General features: G+C 41.8%; 13 protein-coding genes. 7 read left to right on the top strand and 6 right to left on the bottom strand.

Translation table 11 applies throughout. The annotated features are described in order from the left end of the window. The first annotated feature begins 77 nt into the window (after positions 1-77). Both ACA086_RS01005 and ACA086_RS01000 read left to right on the top strand, forming a co-directional pair. On the top strand, positions 78-2,750 hold the full coding sequence (locus ACA086_RS01005; protein ID WP_371001378.1) for a carboxypeptidase-like regulatory domain-containing protein: 2,673 nt from the start codon (positions 78-80) through the stop codon (positions 2,748-2,750). A gap of 1 nt (position 2,751) precedes the next feature. Beyond that, the gene (locus ACA086_RS01000; protein ID WP_371001376.1) at positions 2,752-4,131 is read left to right on the top strand and encodes a DUF5689 domain-containing protein; all 1,380 of its coding nucleotides are present in this window, start codon (positions 2,752-2,754) and stop codon (positions 4,129-4,131) included. On the opposite strand, the gene ACA086_RS00995 is transcribed toward ACA086_RS01000, so the two are convergent. The 3 genes from ACA086_RS00995 to ACA086_RS00985 all read right to left on the bottom strand — a co-directional run bounded on the left by ACA086_RS00995 (position 4,128) and on the right by ACA086_RS00985 (position 7,230). After that, the gene (locus tag ACA086_RS00995; protein ID WP_371001375.1) at positions 4,128-4,529 is read right to left on the bottom strand and encodes a two-component system response regulator; all 402 of its coding nucleotides are present in this window, start codon (positions 4,527-4,529) and stop codon (positions 4,128-4,130) included. The genes ACA086_RS01000 and ACA086_RS00995 overlap by 4 nt on opposite strands. A 3-nt stretch (positions 4,530-4,532) precedes the next feature. Next, positions 4,533-6,725, bottom strand: coding sequence for a PAS domain-containing protein (locus tag ACA086_RS00990; RefSeq protein WP_371001374.1), 2,193 nt, complete (start codon positions 6,723-6,725; stop codon positions 4,533-4,535). Between the two features lie 124 nt (positions 6,726-6,849). Beyond that, positions 6,850-7,230, bottom strand: coding sequence for a DUF2237 family protein (locus ACA086_RS00985; protein WP_369748130.1), 381 nt, complete (start codon positions 7,228-7,230; stop codon positions 6,850-6,852). 141 nt (positions 7,231-7,371) lie between these two features. Here ACA086_RS00985 and ACA086_RS00980 point away from each other — a divergent pair, with 141 nt between their 5' ends. Both ACA086_RS00980 and ACA086_RS00975 read left to right on the top strand, forming a co-directional pair. Beyond that, positions 7,372-7,842: an ankyrin repeat domain-containing protein gene (locus ACA086_RS00980; RefSeq protein WP_369748131.1), complete on the top strand. Its 471-nt coding sequence runs from the start codon at positions 7,372-7,374 to the stop codon at positions 7,840-7,842. Between the two features lie 19 nt (positions 7,843-7,861). Beyond that, the gene (locus ACA086_RS00975; RefSeq protein WP_371001372.1) at positions 7,862-8,635 is read left to right on the top strand and encodes an amidohydrolase; all 774 of its coding nucleotides are present in this window, start codon (positions 7,862-7,864) and stop codon (positions 8,633-8,635) included. Here the strand turns inward: ACA086_RS00975 and ACA086_RS00970 are convergent. Beyond that, complete coding sequence (locus tag ACA086_RS00970) at positions 8,622-10,241, bottom strand: Ig-like domain-containing protein (protein WP_371001371.1); 1,620 nt, start codon at positions 10,239-10,241, stop codon at positions 8,622-8,624. The two genes, ACA086_RS00975 and ACA086_RS00970, sit on opposite strands and share 14 nt — an antisense overlap. A gap of 49 nt (positions 10,242-10,290) precedes the next feature. Continuing rightward, positions 10,291-11,010 (bottom strand): ComF family protein, encoded by a 720-nt coding sequence (locus ACA086_RS00965; RefSeq protein WP_371001370.1) that lies wholly within the window; start codon positions 11,008-11,010, stop codon positions 10,291-10,293. A 28-nt stretch (positions 11,011-11,038) separates the two neighbouring features. Here ACA086_RS00965 and ACA086_RS00960 point away from each other — a divergent pair, with 28 nt between their 5' ends. Together ACA086_RS00960 and ACA086_RS00955 are read left to right on the top strand one after the other, a co-directional pair. Then, positions 11,039-11,938: a hypothetical protein gene (locus tag ACA086_RS00960; RefSeq protein ID WP_371001368.1), complete on the top strand. Its 900-nt coding sequence runs from the start codon at positions 11,039-11,041 to the stop codon at positions 11,936-11,938. Positions 11,939-11,975: 37 nt separating this feature from the next. Next, positions 11,976-13,526 (top strand): glycine--tRNA ligase, encoded by a 1,551-nt coding sequence (locus ACA086_RS00955; RefSeq protein WP_371001367.1) that lies wholly within the window; start codon positions 11,976-11,978, stop codon positions 13,524-13,526. On the opposite strand, the gene ACA086_RS00950 is transcribed toward ACA086_RS00955, so the two are convergent. Continuing rightward, the gene (locus tag ACA086_RS00950; protein WP_371001366.1) at positions 13,523-15,616 is read right to left on the bottom strand and encodes a TonB-dependent receptor family protein; all 2,094 of its coding nucleotides are present in this window, start codon (positions 15,614-15,616) and stop codon (positions 13,523-13,525) included. The genes ACA086_RS00955 and ACA086_RS00950 overlap by 4 nt on opposite strands. 139 nt (positions 15,617-15,755) lie before the next feature. On the opposite strand from ACA086_RS00950, the gene ACA086_RS00945 reads away from it, so the two are divergent. Continuing rightward, positions 15,756-16,523, top strand: a complete 768-nt coding sequence (locus tag ACA086_RS00945) for an exodeoxyribonuclease III (RefSeq protein ID WP_371001364.1) — start codon at positions 15,756-15,758, stop codon at positions 16,521-16,523. The last annotated feature ends 49 nt before the right edge of the window (positions 16,524-16,572 follow it).

Below are 16,572 nucleotides of genomic sequence, written 5' to 3'. Positions count from 1 at the left end.
AATTACGAAGAATCCTTCTGAATTTACTAGTGATGTTATTTTTTATACATATACAAAAGGCTGTAGCCCAGAAAATTATGATAACAGGACAGGTGATAGAATTTCAGGAGAGAAAGGGAATAAAAGGCGTCAGAGTATGGATTGATGGGGAGTCAGAAACAATCTTAACCAATGTAGCAGGAGAGTTTCGTCTGTATACTTCTAAAAAAGGGAATTTACAACTGAATATCTCGGCTTTAAATTATGTAACAATGACTTATCCCCTCTTTGTTGATTCTGAAAACATCAATTTAGGAGCGGTTTATCTGAAACGCGATCTCGACATCGAAAAGAGGGATCAATTATTAACACTTTCTGAGACTGATTTAAAGGATGAGTCGAATCTGGACAGTAATTCTGGCTTGCTTCAGGCTACGAGAGATGTTTTCCTAAAGCGGGCAGCTTTTGATTTTGGCCAGGCATTTTTTCGGGTAAGAGGATATGATTCAAAAGAAGGAATGGTGCTGATCAATGGCATTCCGATGAATCGAAATTGGGATGGGAGGCCACAGTGGAATAATTGGGGCGGACTCAACGATATTACAAGGAATCAGGACTTTACTTTTGGACTCGATGCTTCAGATCATAGCTTCGGGGGCGTCCTTGGAGTTTCAGCTATTGATCTTTCACCGCACAAATTCAGACCAGGCCTGCGGTTATCTACTGCGGTGTCTAACAGAACCTATAGGAACCGACTAATGACTACCTATCATTCAGGAAAAGGAGAAAAGGGTTTTGCCTACTCCTTGTCCTTCTCAAGGCGATGGGCTGAAGAAGGAATTGTAGCCGGAACCCCATATGATGCGTATTCTATGTTCTTGTCAGCCAGTCTTTCTTTGTCGCCCCATCAGACACTGGAGGCTACACTTATTAACGCATATAATAGCAGGGGGAGGTCTGCAGCGCTGACTGACGAAGTTGCTGACCTAGCAGGAACAAACTATAACCCCTATTGGGGTAATCAAGGGGGAACGCTCAGAACCTCAAGGATCAGAGTGATTCATGAGCCGCTAGTTCTTTTATCACATAAGCTTTCAAAAAATAATCTGCGCTTCATGACTTCCTTTGCTTATCAATGGGGGGACAGGAGTTTTACTCGGGTAGGATATTTCAACGCCCCGAATCCGGATCCGACATATTATCGTTATTTACCCAGTTACTATGTCAATAGTCCGATCGGAGCAAATTTCATTAGTGCAAACGAAGCAAGAATGGGATTTATTGAAAATCCACAATGGTCCTGGACAGATTTATTTGAAGCCAATTCAGTACAGGCCAGAAGAAATGACGCTGCCTATATCTATCAGGAGGATGTAAGCGATGAGAAAACGTTATCGGGGAGTACCATCCTGAATTTACCGGTAGGTAATAGACTAAAAATCGATGCCGGATTTCTGATGCAACACTCCCGTGCAGAAAATTTTGCCAGGGTCATCGATCTTTTAGGAGCAGAACAATTTCAAGACGTAGATCCATTCAGCAATACCCGAAATAACCTGAACGAAGCAACCGAAAAGGCGGCAGGCGACCTTTTTGGTTATCACTACAGGATTAACACAAAATATTGGAATAGTTTTTTACAAGCCCGTTTCGATTGGAAACAATGTGATTTTTATGTCGCTGGAGAATATGCTGAAAAGAGTTTTCAGCGAGACGGGCTTTTTTTAAATGAACGATTTATTGATAATTCATTTGGAAAAGGGGAAAAGATACAATTTCAAAGCTGGGGGATCAAAGGTGGGTTCTCCTACGGACTTACCTCAAGACATTGGATAAAAGCCTTTGCCTACGCGGGCAATGAACCCCCGCCACTTAAGTATGCTTATGTCAATCCCAGAGAGAATCATTTAGTTGTCCCGGATATTTCGGAGGAAAGGATTTACAGTGTGGATTTGACATATCTGGCACGACTACCGAAGTTAAAAGGCCGCATGTCTGCATATTATACACGTTTTATGGAAGGAACTGAAATTAACTTTTTTTATGTGGATTCAGGTATCGGATCAGAATTCGTTCAGGAAGTAGCTACTGGCGTTGATAGACTGCACAAAGGTCTGGAAATAGGCCTGGAAGTTGACGTTTCACCAACCACGAAGCTCTCACTGGTTAGTTCAATAGGAAGATATGAATATGCCAGTGACCCTGCTGTATCCATAAATTTTGATACTAGTGGCGATGATGAAACATTGAATGGAACCGGCGGGAATATCGATCTGGGTTTTTCTTCTGTAAAGGGATATCAAATAAGTCAGGGACCACAGACAGCAATTTCATTTGGATTAGAGTACAGGGATCCTAAGTATTGGTGGATAGGCTGCACGGCCAATTACCTGGCAAATAGTGTTGTCGATATAGCCTATATCAAACGAACTCAGAGCTTTAGAATTGATCCTGAAAATGGAAAACCATTTCCGGATATTTCAGAAGACAAACTCGGACATTTACTAGCCCAGGAGACACTCCCCCCAATCTACCTGCTCAACCTTATCGGAGGTAAATCCTGGCTTTATAAAGGGAAGTACATCAGTACGTTTCTCAGCGTAAACAACATATTCAATGTAACCTACAAATCCGGAGGTTTTGAACAAAGCCGGAATGGGAACTATAAGCAAATGCTAAGGGACAATATGAGTGGCACTCCTTCTTTCGGATCAAAATACTGGTATGGTTTTGGCCGGACTTTCTTTTTAAACCTTGCTATAAGCTTCTGAAATGAATGAGATCGTTATTCGGTGGAAGAAACTTCCAGTATTGGTTTTAATACTAATTGTTTGCTGCTCAGCATGTCTTAAAAAGGAAGATTGGGCTGTTCCGGTAGAAAAGTGCAGCAATGATATTCTACCCAATATTTCTTTAGGGGAAGTCCTCGATCAATATTCTGATACAACTATGGAAATTGTTGAAAGCTGGGTTATTGAAGCCTATGTCATCTCTTCTGATCAAGCAGGTAATATTTTTAATACCCTCCATCTGCAGGATAAACCAGTAAATCCTACCGCAGGGCTTCAACTCGAATTGGAATTACGGGATTCTTATTTGTTCTTTCAGCCGGGAGATAGGGTGATTCTTTCATTGAAAGGCCTCTATCTGGGCAAATCAAGGGGCTTATTTAAACTCGGTAGTGCGTTTTCCACATTTGGAACACTTCAGCCTGGCCGACTTCCCAAGCACCGTATTTTTACTCATATAGCCAAAAGTTGTGATCAACCCTCTTCATTGCAACCACAGATTATATCAATAGATGAAGTTCCTTTTCAGCCATTGAATACACTTGTACGTATTGAAGAAATGGAGTTCGCAGAAGAAGAGCTTGATTCCAGCTACGCTCAAGAAAATGAACAAACTCTGCGAAAACTTATAGATTGTCAGGACAATGAAATTAGACTGCTAAATAGTGGATATTCCGATTTTTATGCAGAAACGCTGCCAGCTGGGATGGGGAGTATTACAGCCATTAATTATACTGAAAATGGGGAACCGACTTTAATCATTCGATCTGTTGATGATATCCATTTTACTCAGGATCGATGTGAAGAGTGGATTACAGAATTCACTTCTAATCATCTCTTTATCTCAGAATTGGCAGATCCCGATAACAATAGTTCAGCAAGATTTGTGGAACTCTATTATTCAGGTGATGAGCCCCTCCCACTTAAAGGATGGCATCTGGATCGATACACCAATGACAATGCTGATAAAAGTTCCTCTGTAGATCTTTCTGATTTTGTTGTGGATCCAGGTCAATTTTTAGTCATTGCTTCCAATGCAGAGGTATTTGAACAAACCTATGGTTTCGCCCCAGATATAGAGGGGGGATCTAATAGTCCGGCCGATTCCAATGGAGACGATAATCTTACCCTGGTTGATCCCTTCGGAAAGCTAGTCGATATATTTGGGGTCATAGGAGAGGATGGGTCCGGCACCAGCCACGAATTTGAAGACGGAAGGGCATATAGGAAAACAGGAGTAAGCCTGGCAAATCCGGTATTCACCTCGCAGGAGTGGGTAGTTTACAATGATACCGGAGCTTCGGGAACTATAAATCAACCCCAGAATGCTCCAGGAGACTTTAGTCCGGGATTGCCCAATTAATTATAGAGGATGTCATGTAAAGTATCGGGGGAAATAGGCTTGGAAATAAAATCTTTGACCATCTTGTATGAATTCGCCCTTTCGGTATCTTTCGGATCAATCGAAGAACTAAGGATGAATATTTGAAAATTGAGGGAATTGAATTCAGCTTGTTGATGGATGGCCTCCAAAAATTCCCACCCATTCATAACTGGCATATTGAGGTCTAAAAAAATGATGGGCGGCATGGGCTTTCCCTCCCTGTGTATTTGTAAAAGGCCGGATAATCCTTCTTCTCCATTTTGAAAAACGGTAATGTCGCCTTTAAAATTGGCATCCATTATAAGGCGCTTGGTCCCGTAAATAAAGATAGGATCATCATCAATGATGCATATGTTCTTAACTTTCCCCACTACCATTTTTTAAACTGTTTTTAATAGAAGCGAGAAAGTAGTGCCCTTATCTACTTTACTCGAAACACTTATTTTACCATCCATGGCCTCGATCTGGTTCTTGGTAATAAAAAGCCCGATCCCTTTCGCATCCTTGTGATGGTGGAAAGTTTTGTACATCCCGAATATCTTGTCCTTGTGTCGTTCAAGATCAATTCCCAGGCCATTATCTGCAAATTCGATGGTACAAGAACCACTTTCATTTTGCTTTACCTTTATTTTAATGATGGGATGACGTTCAGGGGATTCGTATTTTAAAGAGTTGGTAAAAAGATTTAAAAAGATACTTTCTAAATAAGCGGGAATAGCCTTCACCCTGAGATCTTCCGGAATATCGATTTGGCATTCTGCATTCTTTTCAAGGAGCAGGGCATTGATGTTCTTTTTTACTCTGTTGATCTTTTTAAGTAGATTAACAGATCTTACTTTTTGTACTCCTCCCACCTTTACCTGTACTACCTCGTTTAGATGAGCCACCGTTTCATTAAGACTCTCTGAGGCGTCTTTCAGCATCTTGCCAATGTTCTGTAACTCTGAAGGATCGTTTTCCTTAAGAAGAAAATCGGTAAGCATGGTCATATTGCTGGCATGCGACCTCAGGTTATGGGAAACGATATGGGCAAAATTTAAAAGACTGGCATTTTGGTCCTGAGTAATCTCCACCAGAGATTTCAGATGCTCTTCTGCCTTTACTAATTTGGAGATGTCCATAATTTGAGAAATGACATGTGAGAGCTCCCCATCAATATTCTTGACCCCCGTAATGGACACTATGAGGTGCACTATGTGTCCTCTTTTATGATAATATCGCTTTTTAGTTTGATATGAATTCCTTTTACCCTCCAGAAGTTCCGACCTTAATAGTAAATCCCTGGATCGATCTTCGGGATGTGTGAGGTCTAAGTAGTTCATCTTCATCAACTCCTCTTCCGAATAGCCGCTTATTTCACACAGGTTTTGGTTGAATTTTATCCAATTTCCTTCGAGAGAAACCAGAGCCATTCCGGTAGCGGCATGTTCAAATGCACGTTCAAAAGACTCTTTACTGTAATCCAGCTTCAGCTGTGTTTTTTTTAATTCTGTAATGTCCCAGTTCGTTCCAATGACATTGAATGCATTTCCTTCAGAATCTCTTCTGATAACGCCAAAGGCGCGAATATATCGAACCTCTCCAGAGGGGTACACAATCCTGAATTCGGTATTGAAATCTTTATGCCCTTTAATAGCTTCCTGCAATTCGTATTGTGCTTTTTCTCTATCATCTGGATGTACCGCCGATTCCCAGGCGTCATAAACACCTGAAAAATCCTTTTCTCTGATTCCGTAAAGTCGGTACATATTTTGATCCCATTCCAGGGAATTATCCCTGAGATTTAAATCCCATATACCAATTTGTGAAGCTTCTGTAGCGATTGAGAGTCGCTCACTAACTTTCTTATATTCCAGATCGGCTTTCTTTTTCTGATCGATGTCCCGAAAAGTACCTGTAATTCTAACAGGCTTGTCGTTTAACAACTCTACCTCACCTTTGGCATGAACCCAGCGCTCATTTCCCTTGGCCGTAATTATCCTCAATTCAGTATCCCAGGGGGTCCCATCACTAATGGCTCTACTTACCAGTTCTGTGATCCTCTCCCGATCTTCCCCTTCCTTATAGAAATTAATTCCTTCCTCTAAGGTAGGAACATAGTCTTTTGAAACCTCATGGATTTCTTTGGTTGTTTGGGTCCAGTATATTGTGTTATGTATAAGATCGACCTCCCATCCGCCAACTCTCGACACTTTCTGAGCCTTTGAGAGTAATTGTTCCTTTTTGATACGCTCTGTAACCTCTTCCCTTAGAATGTATGACCCCTCAGCATCGCCATCCTCATCATAATAAGGCATGATTTGCCATCGATACCACAGGAAGTTTCCCTTTTCACAGACCACGGGAATAACCTTTTCACCATTCTGTTTTTTTTCCAGACAATCTTTGTTCAGTTCCTTCAGGGAATTAATCGGAAAAGCGAATTCCTGCTCTGTTTCTGAGGTATTTTTTTCCTGATTGATAAAGATCATGTCCCAAACCCCTGAGGTTTCGATCATGTTGAATTTACGATCGACTTTGGCTATGGGAAAGGGAAGGTTTTTAATGGTGTCAGTAGAAGAGACGGTCTTCATAAACTAATACTTAAGTATGGTTCATGAAGGATAACGTTCACAACGGGGAATAATTTTGTATATGTAGGAGAATTCGTCAATAAAAATGTGAAATAACCTTATAAGCCTTAAATATGCCAGGAGATTAATTATCGGAAGGCATGTAAGCATATTTTACAAGGGTATCCAGTTCGGTATATTCCAGTGCTACTTCATGGGTTGCTTCCAGTACCACCTGAGGTGCTACTCCTGCCTTTTCTGCTTCTAACCAGCGGGAAATACATAAACACCAACGATCGCCGGGCTTGAGTCCGGGAAATTGCCATTGAGGAACGGGGGTAATCAGATCATTCCCGCGTTTTTTTGAAAACTGTAAGAATTCTTCGGTAACCATAGCACAAACTACATGGGTTCCTCTGTCCTCGGCCATAGTTTTACAGTACCCATCCCTGAAGTATCCGGTTACGGGATCATAACAACATGCCTGTAGGGGCAGGCCAAATACATTAAGTGGATTTTTCTCCATACAGCAAGATAGTACACATTATCCAAAAACACTTCAGGAATCAAATTTCTATTTTGCATGGATTAATAAAGGATTTCTATAATTTTTATCTCCTTTTTGGCAGCATGTTGTACCTTTAAACGGGTATTATATTTGCTACTCATGGAACAGGAATCGTTTTTCGAGGCTATCAGACAAGGGGATTTAAATACCGTTAAAACACTTGGCAACAAACATCCCGGATTGCTAAAAGGGAAAGACCAGAGGGGTTCCACACCTCTCATTCTGGCAGCCTATTACAATCGAGGAGACATCGTTGAATTCCTCTTGGAAAAAGGAAGCGATGTCAATGAAAAAGATGGCACAGGAAATACAGCCTTGATGGGAGTTTGTTTTAAAGGGTATACCGACATTGCAGAGCAATTGATGAATGCCGGAGCAGATGTAAATATTACCAATGTGATGGGGTCGAGTTGCCTGATTTATGCAGTAACTTTCAATCAATTGGAAATTGCCCAACTCCTGATCAAGCATGGTGCTGATATCCATATCAGGGATGCACGTGGACACAGTGCGCTTGACCATGCAAAAATGCAGGGATTTGATCGTTTTCTATCCCTGTTAGCTCAATAATCATTTTCGAACTTCAATTTTGGACACACAATTAAATATTGCCCTCGTACAAACCTCATTATTCTGGCAGCAACCTGAAAAAAACAGAACGCATTTTGCCCGACAAATAAGAGACTTAAAACAGAAGGTAGATCTCATTGTTCTTCCTGAAATGTTCACAACAGGATTCACTATGACCCCTTCTGAGATTGGTAAGGAAGAAGGACCCGCTACCTTAGAGTGGATGAAAGAACTTGCAGAAGAAACAGGCTCTGCATTGACAGGAAGTATTGTATTTTACGAAAACGGGAAGTATACCAACCGACTGTTTTTTGTTAAACCGGACGGGAATTTTGAGCAATATGATAAGCGCCACACCTTTACCCTGGCTGGGGAACACCTGACATATGCATCCGGGAAAGAAAGGATTACAATCGATTACAAAGGATTCAGGATATGTCCCATGATTTGCTATGACCTTCGTTTTCCGGTATGGGTGAGAAATACGGAAGGCTATGACCTGCTGCTTTTTGTGGCTAACTGGCCTAAAACACGAATCGCAGCATGGGACACCTTGCTTAAAGCAAGGGCAATTGAAAACATGGCGTATTGCCTTGGGGTCAATAGAATTGGGGAGGACCAGAATGGCTATGGGTATAATGGGCATTCAGCATGCTATGATCCTCTGGGAGAAAAACTGGCATTTTCATCCGGGGAAGAAGTACTGTTCGTGACAATAAATAAAGTACATCTCCGAGAAGTAAGGGATAAACTGAGATTTCTCGATGACCGGGATTCGTTTACTCTTCAATAACAAAGAGTTGTTCAAGTTCCCAATTGGCCCTGACTTCAATTTCCTGGGGGAAGTAAACTACTTTTTCGGGCTGAATCTTTTCCTTAAAGTTTCCGGTGTCCCATCGTTGATTTCTATTTGTATCGAAGATTGCACGTAACAAATATTTAGCCGGATTCAGGAGGTTGAATTCAAAAAGCTGATCTTCTTCTGCTGCGATTGATCGAACTATTTCTCCCTGTGGAGTGGTCAATTCAACAAGTACCGGATAGTTTACATCCCCGCTCAACCGAATCCTTAGATTTCCATAATCTGCATAACTACCCGTGGTCAGCCTGTAATTCAGGGTATCATTAGTTGTTCCGAAGATATCAGTAAGCGCCCCCGGTAAAATGTTGAGTAAATACGTTTCGTTAGGTTCCTTTTCAAAATCAATAACAAGGCGATTTCCTATGGTATCAAGCGAAATTTGTAAAGGTTGAGGAAGAGAATCCTTGTTGATCATGGAAACCCTTGCAGTATCGCTCGCTTGAACGGGGATATTGGCAGAGAGGGATAGGGTGTCTAAAAAATTTATTGAGCTGCGTTGACTTGCTGAGACTAAAAGGGTATCCAATGGGAGCTCCCTTGTTTTAATCGTAAATGTATCCCTCTGTTCCAAACGGGAATTGAAAATTTCGAAGATCAGGGAATCGGCTACAAATGGTGTGAACCAGTAATTGAGGGTATCCTTCCCCGGCTCTTTGGCCAGGTAAGTGAAAACCGTATCAGGGATTTTGGTGATTGGTTGAATTTCAAGCTTTTCTTCAGGTCCATTATAGCCGAATACAATTTTGTTCCTTGCAGCCAACTTAGGCACTACCGGGCTATAGTCGGCGACTTCCCTAAAAAGATCTAACACATATATGGAATCTGTAGGTAATGTAATTGTGTCCTCCACGAAACCTATTTTGTCTACAACCGGGTCGTAAAGGTTATTTTTTGCCTCATCTTTTATGGCAATCAAACGATAATCTCCCGCTTTTAAATACTGTAATCTAAAAATAGTGGTACTATCCAGTGTATTGGTAAGATAGTTAGGGGGGTTTTTGCGGATGACAGAATCTGTGTAGTTCGAGTCGATTTCATAAAGCATTACACTTATAAATTCGTCTGTTTCTTTATTAAAAGCATCCCGCACTACCCCTAGGAGCGAGAGCGAATCGAGATAATCTCCTGTGGAGAAAACATAAGTAAGGTAGGGGTAGGCGTTTCCCTCATTATTATCTACAATACTTTCCCCAAAATTCATGGTGTAGGTAGTGTTCTCCTGCAGCGTATCATTAATTTCGATTTCGATGTATTTGCTGGCACCTCCCTGCGGACTTATGTCAAGGGGATTCTTAAAAGGCGGAGAAACGATCAGCTGGTTCTGTACATCCTGGAGCTTGATGTATTCATCGAAATACAACCTGATTTTTTTAGCCGAAAAATTGGTACTCAGATTTTCAGGTTCAGCTTTAATCAGAACCGGAGGTTCGGTGTCTCTGGGTCCCCCGGTAGGACTACCGCGTCTGGCGCATTGTAACAAGGCAATGACAATAAACAGAACGAATACTCCAGAAAGAAATCGCTTTACCTTAGCCATTGATCCCGATGTTTGGGCAAAGAAACAACTAATTTGCAGAATTCTAAAATCAGGGTACCATAGCCATTGTCGCAATATAAACTTCAACTTCGCCGACCTCAAGAAGGACCTTTGAGCAGGCTTCCAGTGTAGCCCCCGTGGTCACTACGTCATCTACAAGCAGAATCCTGCATCTATGCAGAATGGAAGGGTATAATAGTTTAAAAACAGGTTTTTCATGTTGCCATCGGAATATCCTTGATTTTTGAGTTTGAGTGCGGGTATGGGATGTTTTGGAAAGTATGTCTTCTCTGTAGTCGGCCTTGAGTTGAATGGCAATTTCCTGGCCAAATCCGGCTACCTGGTTGTAGCCTCTTTTTTTTAATTTTTTGGGATGAAGGGGAACAGGGATGACCATGTCAATTTTCGGAAGTGCATCGTCCTGCTTTAAAATTTCCCCATACCATTTTCCGAGGAGGTGACTTATACGGGGCTGATTGCGATATTTGAGGTAATGAAGGAGGTTTTGAACCAATCCGTTTTCATAGAAATACAGATAGCTTGCCGCTTTTTGAATGGGTATTCGTCCATAAAAAACCCGATCTAAACTGTTTTCTGTCGAAAAATTGAACTCGGTAAGTGGTAATTGGGCTCGACAAGAGACACACAAAATCTGCTCTCCCCGATATAATCGTGCATTACATCCAAAACACACAGGGGGTACCAGAATGGTGTTGAGATCATTTATTATATTTGGTAGCTTACTGAAATTCAAATCTGAACGTATCAAAACCTACTTGTAACGTACCCCCTAGCGAATGGACTTTCAAGAAACTAAATTCAATTACAAAATCATTCTGGCGGCTTTGGTGGCGGTAATTATAGGAATACTAATTGCCTTTTATTACAGCTATGCACAATCTCAGAACCAGATTTCGTACCTGGAAGACGAAAAAACACTTCTGGTTAGGGATCTCACCCTAATGAAAACAGAGGTAGATCGTCTGTCGGCACTCAACGAAGTCAATGAAATTGAATTACAGGACTCCAGGGACCGAGTTCAGCAATTGCTGGATTCCGTTGGGCGTCTCAATTTTACTATAGGGAAACTCAGCGAATTTAAAAATGAACTCCGCAAATTGGAAGCACAATACGACAGTATTAAATTAAAGAACAATCTTTTACGCTATAACAACAGATTACTGGCTGATAAGTTCAACGAATCACAGGAAGTGCTTGAAGAACTGAGAGGAAGAAGCAGTTCTCTTGCTCAGGCCGAAGCGCTTCTGAGGAGAAAGAACCAGGAACTGAGCAGGGAACTTAAGATGAAAAGTTACCTCAACCTCAGCAATGCCGAAGGCAGTGGCTTTAGAATGCGGAGTGGGAGACCTATCAAAACAAATAAGGCTTCAACCATTGAAAAACTCAGGGGTTGTATAACCGTACAAGCAGATCCCAACACGCTGGCACCTAAGGAGAAAGTACTGTATTTTCAGTTTCTCGGTCCGAATATGGGAATCATCGAAGACAATGCCAACATCATTTCAGTAAATGGCAATATATACAGTAAGCGGGTAACCCTGATCTTCAGAGGTGAAGAAATGAGTGTATGCGACTTTATAACTGTGCCCGAAGGGTCACTTCTCGATGGGACCTATACCCTTAATGTATTTGAAGACGAAAAATTACTGGCTACTACAGAATTTCAGTTAAAATAATCCATCCTTTCTTTTACTAAAGTTCTATTTTTGCCCCATGGCAAATCAAGAAGATATATTTAAAAAGGTCATTTCACACGCCAAGGAGTACGGCTATGTAGTGCAGTCGAGTGAAATTTATGATGGTCTGAGCGCAGTATATGATTATCTCCAGAATGGGGCTGAGTTAAAAAAGAATATCAGGGAATACTGGTGGCAGGCCATGGTGCAGCTCAACGAGAATATTGTTGGAATCGATTCAGCCATCTTTATGCATCCCACTATATGGAAGGCCTCAGGACACGTCGATGCCTTTAATGACCCTCTTATCGATAATAAAGACTCGAAAAAAAGATATCGGGCAGATGTGTTAATCGAGGATTATGTAGCTAAAATTGAAGCTAAAATTGACAAAGAAATAAAAAAAGCAGCTAAGCGCTTTGGAGATTCCTTTGACGAGGCCCAGTACAGAACAACCAACCCCAGGGTATTAGACTACCAGAAGCGATCTGAGACTATTATTCAAAGAATGGCCAGATCCCTGGAGAAGGAAGACCTGGCCGATGTTAAAGACCTTATCGATGAACTTGAGATTGCCTGCCCTCTTTCCGGTTCAAGAAACTGGACAGATGTAAAACAATTTAACCTGATGTTCGGTACAAAACTCGGAGCATCAGCCGATTCTGCAATGGACCTGTATCTGCGTCCGGAGACAGCTCAGGGGATTTTTGTAAATTTTCTCAATGTTCAAAAATCGGGACGTCTGAAGATTCCATTTGGGATCGCACAAATAGGAAAAGCCTTTAGAAATGAGATTGTCGCCCGCCAATTTATTTTCAGAATGCGGGAATTTGAACAGATGGAAATGCAATTTTTTATCAGGCCAGGCTCACAGAAAGAATGGTACGATACCTGGAAAGAAACCAGAATGAAATGGCACCTTTCATTGGGGATGGGAGAAGATAATTACCGTTTCCACGACCATGAGAAACTGGCTCATTATGCCGATGCGGCTGCCGATATTGAATTTAAATTCCCATTTGGCTTTAAGGAACTGGAGGGAATACATTCCAGAACCGATTTTGATCTGAGCAGCCATGAGGAATATTCAGGTAAGAAGCTGCAGTATTTCGATCCTGAATTGGAAGAAAGCTATGTCCCTTATGTCATTGAAACTTCAATTGGGCTCGACAGGATGTTCCTTGCAGTGCTCTCCAATTCCCTCGTTGAGGAAGAACTGGAGAATGGATCTACTCGTACCGTACTAAAAATACCGGCAGTCCTTGCACCAACTAAAGCGGCTGTTCTGCCCCTGGTAAAAAAAGACGGATTACCCGAGATTGCCCATAAGATCATTGAGGAACTTCGTCTCGATTTTAATGTTATATATGACGATAAGGATGCGGTAGGTCGCCGCTACCGAAGACAGGATGCCGCCGGGACACCCTTCTGTATCACCGTGGATCATCAAACCCTGGAAGACAATAAGGTAACCCTGCGCCATCGGGATACTATGGAACAACGACGTCTTCCAATTGAGGAATTATATCCGGCCATAGAAAAGGAAGTGGCCATGAAGTACTGGCTGAAAAAAGTGATCGGGGGTTAAAGACGGTATTCAAGGCGAAAGCCTGCATAAAAATTCCGGTCATTTCCTGGGTAATAGTATCTGGGTTCAGCTCCCCCAAAAGCCTGCGTATTAATTAAAACAGACTGGGCATATCGCACATTAAAAAGGTTATTAATCCCTAAGCTCACGCCTAAAGTCAAAGCGCTGGTCAGACTTGTTTCATAACGCCATTTGGTGCCAAATACATGGAAGGGTTCACTAGACAAAGTATTGGCATCCGTAAGGGGGATATCGCTCACATACTGATGGGTTGTGTTCCAAAAAAAGCGGTTGCTGTACTGCAATTGTATGCCATTATTTAGCCGATGCCCGGGTACACCTGTTAAAGGATTTCCAGAGAAGTCCTGGTCCTCATCCAAAAATTCAACAAATTGATGATCGTTATACGTATAATTTATAAACGGAGTTAACGTCCAGTCACTACTTATATCCCATCGATAATTTAAAGCCACTTCTAATCCCTTGTGCCTCGTTTGCCCTGCATTTCTTCCCACAAACTGATCATCTCCGATACGTTCTGCCACAAGTAGATCTTCAATGTTCATCTGGTAGACCGTCAGGAGGAGATGTAATTTGTCCTTTAAGAGGAATAAACGGGAACCAAGCTCGAAATTTATCCCTTTTTCCTGGGCGATGTCCGGATTGATCAGTCCGTCGGGGGTAAGGGTTTCTTCCAAAGTAGGATTTGAAAATCCTCTGCTGATATTGGCGTATACCGATTGGTAATCGTCAATTTGGTAATTGAGATTGATACTGGGGAGGGCGATGACCTTAAACTTGCGTTCTGCACTGCGATTGGCATCTCCCGAATTAAACATATCCCTGTAATCGTAATGGGTCTGGTTTACATTGAGGCCAAGTTGCATATTGAACCCGGGAAAGAGGTCGGCACTTAGCGTTCCAAAGGCGTTAAATTGTGTGCGGTATTCCTTGTTGTCAGCAAATTTGTCCCCCTGTAAGCTGCCTTCCCCCTCGTTTTCGGCATACAGGTTTTCGAACTCACTCCAGGTATATTCATCTTTGTAGACTTCGGTACCGAAACTATAAATAGAACTTAAGCCTATCAGTTTTGTACTTCCTCTGAACCGGGTTCTGAAACCAAAGCCGTTGGTATATTCGTCAAGGATCCCAAAAGGCCGGGCCTCATAATGGTCGAGATAGGAATAAAATAAACTGGTAGAATTCTGGAATTTGGGAGAAAACCTATGCTTGTAATTCACACCTACGAGAGAATACTTGTTTGCTTCAAAGCCCTTTGAAGCCGCCCAGGTAAATGCGGCCTGAGTAGGATCATCGCGGAAAGCTGTGATTCCGAGCGAACTTGGGATTTGAGCCGTATAATCAATATAATTGATCAGAAGTCCGATCTGATTTTTATCGTCGATGGCATAAGAGCCATGTAACAAAACGCCATCCCTGTTAAACTGACTGTTGTCTCGGTAACCCTCGCTCTCGAGATGGCCGTAATTCATGTTTAGCGAGAGAGAATCGTCGGTATGCCTGAAGGACAGATTGTTTTTAAACAAGCCATAGGAGCCAAAGGTTGTATTATTAAAAAGAGTGCTGCCCTGCCCCAGACTCTCTTTGGGCGTAAGTATGATTGCACCACCAAGATTGGTTCCGAAAGTAGTAGCCTTGGGTCCTTTTACCACTTCTATCTGACTCAGGTTTTCAAGGTCAAATGCTTCTATACTCGAAAAACCACTTCCATCAGTCACGGGAATATCATCGTAATACAAGCGTAGTTTATCGGTCCCAAAAAGGGTTCTCGCTCCAATTCCCCGGATAGTAATTCGGTTCGTATTTAATGCCCCGGATAAGATATAAACTCCGGGGATCTGATTGATAGCCGATACTGCATCTACCGGGCTGAAATTGTCAAAGATCTTCTCCCCGATAACCTGGGAGGGAATGATCCCTTCGGTGTGCTTTACTTTTTTTTCCTCAAGTAAGAGAACTTCGGGTAATACGGTAACACTGTCTATACCTGACACTACTTGCCCATAGAAAGAAAAGCTCCCGAACAGGAGCAAACCAAATGTCAGTATTTGTCTAATTTTATACTTCAAGAAGGCAAAAATAAGTATTAATAAAGACTGGGGAAAAAGCGAAATTTCCATTTACGAGTCATAAGTTGCAAAGTAAGGCACATAGCTTTCAGTTTTCACAAATAACATAGTTTATTTAATTTCGGCGAAAATCAGATTGATGAAGATTGTATCCTATAATGTAAATGGTATAAGAGCGGCACTTAATAAAGGGTTTTTAGATTGGTTGCGAACGGTAGATCCGGATGTGGTCTGCCTTCAGGAGATCAAAGCCATGGAAGAACAACTCGATGTAAGTCTTTTCGAAAAAGCAGGATACCCCTTTCACTACTGGTATAGCGCCGAGAAAAAAGGATATAGTGGCGTGGCTATCCTTTCCAAACAAAAACCTGAACATGTAGAATTTGGAACAGGAATAGACTATATGGATAAGGAGGGAAGAAACCTAAGAGCAGACATTAACGGGGTTTCTGTAATGAGCCTCTATCTACCCTCCGGGACAAACATTAAACGTCTCGACCACAAATTGCAATATATGGCCGACTTTCAGGACTACGTTAATAGGCTTAAAAAGACAAACCCCAACTTGATTATCCTGGGGGATTACAATATATGTCACCAGGCTATCGATATCCATGATCCTGTGAGGAATAAAAATGTATCCGGCTTTCTGCCAGTGGAGCGGGAATGGATTGGGAATTTTATCGACAGTGGGTTTATTGACAGTTTCCGTTATTTCAATAAAGAACCTCATCAGTATACCTGGTGGACCTATAGGGCAAATGCCCGTAATAACAACAAAGGTTGGCGATTAGATTACGGAATGGTAAGCGAGACCCTGGAAAACAGGCTGACAAGATCAGTAATATTGTCAAAGGCGAAACATAGTGACCATTGTCCTATAATGGTAGAATTGACCACAGCTTAATTTTGACTTAACAAAGGGATGCCTACCTTTGCTGCCGAATTATAATTCA

Source organism: Muriicola sp. E247, from assembly GCF_041358175.1.
Lineage (GTDB): Bacteria > Bacteroidota > Bacteroidia > Flavobacteriales > Flavobacteriaceae > Muriicola.
This window is presented reverse-complemented; position numbering and strand designations above follow the sequence as displayed.